The sequence below is a fragment of the Euzebyales bacterium genome (genome assembly GCA_035461305.1).
Lineage (GTDB): Bacteria > Actinomycetota > Nitriliruptoria > Euzebyales > JAHELV01 > JAHELV01.
This window is the reverse complement of the sequence record DATHVN010000172.1, coordinates 1-6,549: the sequence shown is the minus strand read 5'-3', so window position 1 is coordinate 6,549 and position 6,549 is coordinate 1. Positions and strand designations below refer to the sequence as shown.

General features: G+C 68.9%; 6 protein-coding genes. 3 read left to right on the top strand and 3 right to left on the bottom strand.

Annotated elements, in window-relative coordinates; translation table 11 throughout:
• Positions 1 to 98: 98 nt before the first annotated feature.
• A complete protein-coding gene (locus VK923_16165) occupies positions 99 to 983 on the top strand; it encodes an alpha/beta hydrolase (protein HSJ46211.1) in 885 nt (294 codons plus the stop codon).
• 380 nt (positions 984 to 1,363) lie between these two features.
• Here the strand turns inward: VK923_16165 and VK923_16160 are convergent, their stop codons facing one another.
• Positions 1,364 to 1,924, bottom strand: coding sequence for a CGNR zinc finger domain-containing protein (locus VK923_16160; protein ID HSJ46210.1), 561 nt, complete (start codon positions 1,922 to 1,924; stop codon positions 1,364 to 1,366).
• Between the two features lie 125 nt (positions 1,925 to 2,049).
• Between VK923_16160 and VK923_16155 the strand changes: the two genes are divergently transcribed.
• Complete coding sequence (locus tag VK923_16155) at positions 2,050 to 3,081, top strand: EamA family transporter (protein HSJ46209.1); 1,032 nt, start codon at positions 2,050 to 2,052, stop codon at positions 3,079 to 3,081.
• A gap of 250 nt (positions 3,082 to 3,331) precedes the next feature.
• Here VK923_16155 and VK923_16150 read toward each other — a convergent pair whose 3' ends face one another.
• Positions 3,332 to 4,174, bottom strand: a complete 843-nt coding sequence (locus tag VK923_16150) for an ABC transporter permease (protein ID HSJ46208.1) — start codon at positions 4,172 to 4,174, stop codon at positions 3,332 to 3,334.
• Positions 4,171 to 5,181 (bottom strand): ATP-binding cassette domain-containing protein, encoded by a 1,011-nt coding sequence (locus VK923_16145; protein HSJ46207.1) that lies wholly within the window; start codon positions 5,179 to 5,181, stop codon positions 4,171 to 4,173. Before VK923_16145 ends, VK923_16150 begins: the two co-directional genes overlap by 4 nt.
• 444 nt (positions 5,182 to 5,625) lie before the next feature.
• On the opposite strand from VK923_16145, the gene VK923_16140 reads away from it, so the two are divergent.
• Positions 5,626 to 6,549: aminotransferase class V-fold PLP-dependent enzyme (locus tag VK923_16140; protein HSJ46206.1), on the top strand; the 924-nt coding region annotated here is incomplete at its 3' end.

Below are 6,549 nucleotides of genomic sequence, written 5' to 3'. Positions count from 1 at the left end.
CCCGAGACGACCTCTGACTGTGCCTTGACGTTCTGTTCGGCACACGTGAGGCTGCGGTCAGTCAGCAGCACGCGATGGCTGCGCTCAAGGACCATGGCATGCCGACGATCGAGGTGAACGGGACGGGTCTGGAGTACACCGAGCAAGGGGCCGGCGAGCCAGTCGTCTTCGTCCACGGTGGCCTCAACGATCTGCGAGCTTGGAACAAGCAACTGCCCGCGTTCGCGTCGACGTACCGCACGGTGGCGTACAGCTGCCGCTCCTACTACCCAAATGAGCGACCTCTCGTCGGCGTCGCTATCACGCTGGATACGCACGTCGACGACCTCGTCGGGTTGCTGCGTGCGTTGGACCTCACGCCGGCGCATCTGATCGGCGCTTCAAACGGGGGATTTGTCTGCCTCTTGCTGGCACGCAGAATGCCCGAGCTCGTACGGACGCTCGTGCTCGCCGATCCGCCCGTGCTGCCCCTTCTCGGGGTGAGCGTGCCGCCACGGCCCACGCAGCTGTTGAGGCTGCTGCTGCGTGATCCCCGCACGGGGATCGACGTCATACGGTTCGGAGCGAAGGGAATCGGGCCCACGATCCGGGCGTTCACGCGCGGCGACGACGAGCGCGGCCTGGAGATCTTCGTGACCGCCGCCTTGGGACGCGCCGACTCCGCGAACCTCTCAGCTGACATGCGCTGTCAGATCCGCGACAACGTCCAGCCGTTCAAAGCCCAGCTTCGTGCGGGATTCCCCGCCTTTGATGAGGACGACGCCCGCCGCATCAGCGCCCCGACCTTGCTCGTCAATGGCGAACGCGGCGCGCCCGTTCTGCATCGGGTCACCGACAAGCTCGAAAGGCTGATGCTGCGAGCAGAACGGATTCACATTCCCGACACGTCGCATCTGATGTATGCCGATGACCCCGAAGCGTTCAACCACGCAGTGCTCAAGTTCCTGGAGCGCCACAGCGAACCGTCGCTGACCGGCAGTTGAGAACCACCCTCACCGCGCCGGGGACACGAACGCACGCGGTGATCGATTTCTTATGGATGTCCAACCCCGCAGCGCGCTCTACGATGATGTTCATGCGGTCCACCTCCCGTGGATCGAATACGGCGCCGTCCCAGGGAGCCCGAACCGTCATGAATCTGACACGCGTGCTCGAGGCAACAGTCGGGGGTTCCTACCAGGCTCCCGCCTCATGCTGAGTCGCAGGCTCAAGGGCGCTGCAGACGACCGAGGTCTCGGCAAGGCGCCTCATTCTCATCCTCAGGGGCGGGGACGCCAGCACCCATGTAATGCTGAGTTCGTGATGGCGTCCGGGGTGTGAGACGTCCATCACGGGGAGGGTCCGCAAGGACCACGGGAGGTGGTCAGCGGTGCCGCTCGCGGTAGGTGCGCATCTTGTGGCGGGCCCCGCAGACGTTCATGTCGCACCAGCGGCCTGAGCGGTTCCGGGACGCGTCGTAGAACGCCCAGCGGCAGGCATCGTTCGCGCACGCCTTCAGCCGCTCCCAGTCTCCTTCGCCGTCGGCGGCGGCTATGGCGGCGAGCACCGTCGCGACCGCACGCTCCGCAACCGGCCCGTCCGGAGCCACCCCAACGGCTGGCCGGCCCGCGGGTGAGAAGCGCATGCGCAACGGCACCGCTTCGACGGCGCGGTCCAACGCCGTCGCGTCGGCCGCGACGTCACATTCACCTCCGGTGCGTGCGAGCAGCACCGCCCGCAGCGCCTCGCGGAAGCCGACGAGCCGTCGTCGGTCGGTGTCGTCGACGTACTCGCCGTCGCCGACCAGCCCGAGCTCGGCGAGCACGGTCGACGCCCGGTCCGCTGTACGTAGCTCGTCGGCGCCGCGCATGCGGTGAGCGGTGTTGATGAAGTCCTGGACCGCCGCGAGCGGATCCGGAGCTGCCTTCGGGTCATCCCATGCCATGACTGTTCCAACGCGTCCGATGCCCACGCTACCACGAGGGTTGCCAGCGACTAGCATTCGACGGTAACGTTACTCGCGTACTCATTTTGAAGGTAACGCCGTGTCGACGGGCGGAGCTGTCACCGATGGAGCCAGTACAACCGCCGACCACGATCGCGAAGACCCGCGCCGACGCCGACCAGCAGCGCCGCGCCGGTCGGACCGGGGCCGCGACGCACGATCCGGTGCTGTGGCTGGCGATCGCGCTGGCGGTCCTCGGCTCGGCGTCCGGCTACACCGCGACCGTCGTCGGCCTCGAGGGGTACGGACCGGGGGCGCTGTCGCTGCTCCGGTTCCTGACGGCCTCGCTGGCCCTCGCCGGCTGGGCCGTGGTCAGGCCGGTACGTCGACCTCGGCTGCGGGACCTGCCCACGATCCTGCTGGCTGGCGTCCTGGCGTTCAGCGTCTTTTCCGTCGCGCTCGCGCGCGGACAGTTGACCGTGCCGGTCGGTACCGCCAGCTTGATCATCGCCGCGATCCCTGCGTGCACAGCGCTGTTGGCCACGGTGTTCCTGGGCGAGCGCCCGGGAGTCCTCGGCTGGGCGGGCGTGGCGGTCAGCTTTGCCGGCGTGGCCGTCATCATCGTCGGCCGGGGGGCGGGGTTCGGCCTGGCGTCCGGCACGGGGCACGTGCTCGTGGCGACAATGTCGGCGAGCGCATACTTCGTGCTGACCAAGCCGTCGCTGCGGCGCTACGGCCCTGCGGAGTTCACGGCGTACGCGATCTGGGCCGGGACGCTGTTCCTCCTGCCCTTCGGGCCCGCGCTGGTGTCCGACGTTGCGCTGGCGCCGGTCGGCTCCACGCTCGCGGCCGTCTGGCTCGGCCTGGTCGCGACGGTCCTCGCCTATGCCTGCATCGCGGTCGCGTTCGCCCGCCTGCCGGCGTCCCGGGCGGTGACGCTGGAGTCGCTGATCCCGCCGGCCGCGATGCTGACCGCTTACGTCCGGCTCGGTGAGGTGCCGTCGGCGACGTCGCTGATCGGCGGTGGGATCGCGATCGCCGCGTACTGCTGGTCAACGCCCGCCGACTCAATCAAGCCGACGGCGTCACCCGGATCGCCTGCAACGGCACCACGGCAGTCACTGCGATCATCAGCGAGCATGGTGTCGAACGCCTGACCTGTGCGCGTCGCCGTCCTGCAGCACGGCGTTCGTTGACACGTCCCGCAACGGCCAGCGACGGTTCTGCACTCCCTCATGCGCCAACAGAACCCACGTTGCCGCGCACCGACGACGCACAGCGCGTTGAGCCGACAGCAGCGCGACGACGATGGACGTGCCCCACCGCTGGGCGCCGACCTACTCGGGCAGCTCGACATCGCGAGTGACGAAGTCGCCCGAGCGGCAGTCGGATTCGCCTGCGACGACGTCACTCTCTGCGGCGGTAGGCGGACATCGTGAACGGACCGAACACCGCCACCAGCGCCGCGCTGATCAGCAGCACCAGCGTGATGTTGCCAGTTGCGGCGTCTCCGTGCATCAGCCCGCGGACGCCCGAGACCAGGATCGAGATCGGATTGACCTTGACGAACGCCTGGAGCCAGCCCGGCAGGGAGTCGACAGGGACGAACACATTGCTGATGAACGTGAGCGGGAACATGACCATGTTGCCCAGCCCGAACACCGCCTCGGGCGACCGCATGGTGACCCCGGCGAGGGTCCACGCCCACGACAGGCTGAAGGAGAACACGAGCATCAGGCCGACCCCGGCCAGTACCCCCTGAATCCCGCCCTGCGGTCGGAATCCCAACACGATCCCGAGGACGAGGATGATGGTCGACGCCATCGCATAGCGGGCAGCGTCCGCCAACAGCGGCCCGACCAGCGTCGCGGGCCGCCAGATCGGCAGCGATCGGAACCGGTCATGTACCCCCTTGGTGATGTCCCGGTTGAGCGTGTGCCCCGTGTACATGCTGATCCAGGTGACCTGCATCACCAGGATCCCAGGCAGCAGGTCCTGCAGGTACGTGTCGGTCGAGCCGGCGACCGCACCACCGAACAGGTAGGTGAACATCAGCAGCATCATCACCGGGAACACGGTGACGTCGAGCAGCTGCTCCGGGACGTGCTTGATCTTGAGCAGCCCCCGCCAGGCGAATGTCAGCGACGTCGACAGCGGGGACGGGCGCGGCGGCCGTTCACGCGTGGACGACACGACCGCGAGGATGTCCTCGACCTCGGTGATGGCTTCGTGCTTGGTCGTTGAGCTCATGACGCCACCCCGTCGACGTGTGCGCCGCCTGTCCGATCCGTGTCCGGCTCGCTCGTGGTCTCGGCGGGCCGCCCGGTGAGCGTCAGGAACACCTCGTCGAGGCTGGGTTGGCCCAGGGCGAACTCGGTCGTGATCACGCCAGCGCGGCCGAGCTCGGTCAGGGCGTGGGCGGCCCGGTCCGGGTCGGCCAACCGGGCCGACAACCCCGCGGGATCGGCCTCCCGGTGCACCGGCACGCCGAGTGCCCGGGACAGCAGCCGTTCGGCTTCGGGACGGCGCGCCTGATCTTGGATCCGGACTCGCAGCGAGCCCGCACCGACCGACGCCTTGAGTTGACCGGTGCTGCCCTCGGCGATGACCCTGCCGGCGTCGATGACCGCGATCCGGTCAGCGAGCTTGTCGGCCTCGTCCAGGTACTGGGTGGTCAGCAACACGGTCGTTCCGCCGGCGACGAGCGCCCGGACGATGCCCCACACCTGCCCGCGACTGCGGGGATCCAGGCCGGTGGTGGGCTCGTCGAGGAACACCAGTTGGGGCGTCACCACGATCGAGACCGCGATGTCCAGGCGTCGCTGCATCCCGCCCGAATACTTCTTGACCTGTCGCGCCGCCGCGTCCGCCAGCCCGAACGCCTCCAGCAACTCACGTGCGCGAACGCCGGCTCCGGTGCGTCGAAAGCCAACGAGACGGGCGATCAGCACGAGGTTCTCGAACCCCGTGAGGTCCTCGTCGACCGAGGCGAACTGGCCTGTCAGGCTCACCCGGCCACGCACAGCATCCGCCTCACGCACCACGTCGTGCCCGAGGACCCTGGCGTAGCCGGCGTCGGGCCGCAGCAATGTGGCGAGCATCCGCAGCGTCGTCGTCTTGCCAGCGCCATTGGGTCCCAGCACCCCGTACACCCCACCGGTCGGGATGGCCAGGTCGACGCCATCGACGGCCCGCACGGACTTAAAGGTCCTGACCAGCCCCGACGCTTCGACTGCGAGTTCACTCGAGCGCCTCACCTGCGGACTCCTTCCAACGTGTTCAGCTTGATCACCGAAGCGGCTCCTCTGGATTGGGACCGTGCCCACACGCACAACTCATCGGTCTATCTCGGACCTGAACGCGGCCCCGTGACGCTGCCACCGTGACTGGATGCTCGAGCCACCGGACCAGATGTGACGAAGAGGCTACAAGTTGAAGTCAACTTCAAGTCAACCCGGGCCGTATCTGCCGCATATCGATCACGGTCACGATGGTGGTCCCTATGGGGGTTGTCCCGTCGGCAACGGATTCCGGTGGGTGATGGTGCACTTCCAGCCGTCGTGGCGGCGGACGTAGGCCTCGGTGGTCCACTCGCGAGCGCGAACTCCTGACATGGAGCGCCGTCGACGATCAGCGACACGCGCCGTGGGACCACGCCGGTCCTCCGGTGGCTGGTGGTGCCGGTGGAGTAGCGTGCCCGGATGCTCGACGATGACATCAGGACGCACGTCGATGCGGTGCCCGGCTACTGCGATACCGCCTCGGTCGGCATCCCGCCGCGCGCGGCGGTCGACACGCTGCGCGACTGCCTGGACGACTGGGAAGCCGGCAAGGTCGACCTGCGGGGCTTCGACACCGAGGTCGTCCGCGCCCGCGAGGCGTTCGCGACGCTGGCCGGCACCCACGTCGATGCCGTCGCCATGCCGGGCGCGGCATCGATCACGGCGGGCGTGGTGGCGTCGAGCCTGCCCAACGGCGCGCGGGTCCTGTGCGCGCGGGAGGACTTCACCTCGGTGCTGTTCCCGTTCGTGGTCGACGACCGTCTAGACGTGACGGCGGTGCCGCTGGACCGGCTGCTGGACCACGTCACCCCGGCGGTCGACCTGGTCGCGGTCAGCGCGGTGCAGTCCGCCGACGGACGGGTCCTCGACCTTGCTGCGTTGGCCGGCGCGGCCGCCGCAGCGGGTGCCCGCACCTACGTCGACGCGACCCAGGCCATCGGGTGGCTGCCGGTCGCCGCCGTCCGCTTCGACGTCACCTCGTGCGCCGCCTACAAGTGGCTGTGCTCGCCGCGCGGCGTCGGGTTCGCGACCGTCCGCGGCGATGTCGACTGGCTGGTGCCGCGACTGGCCGGGTGGTACGCGAGCGCGGATCCGTGGGCGTCGTTGTACGGCCCGCCGCTGCGGCTGGCCGGCGACGCGCGCCGGTTCACGGTGTCGCCCGCGTGGTTCGACGTCGCGGCCGCCGCCGCGTCGCTGGAGGCGCTGGTGGCGCTCGGGGTCGACCGCATCCACGCCCACGATGTCGGCCTGGCCAACCGCTGCCGCAGCGCGATGGATCTGCCGGAGGGCGACAGTGCCATCGTCAGCGTGGCGACCCACAGCGACCCCACCGCCGACCTCGCT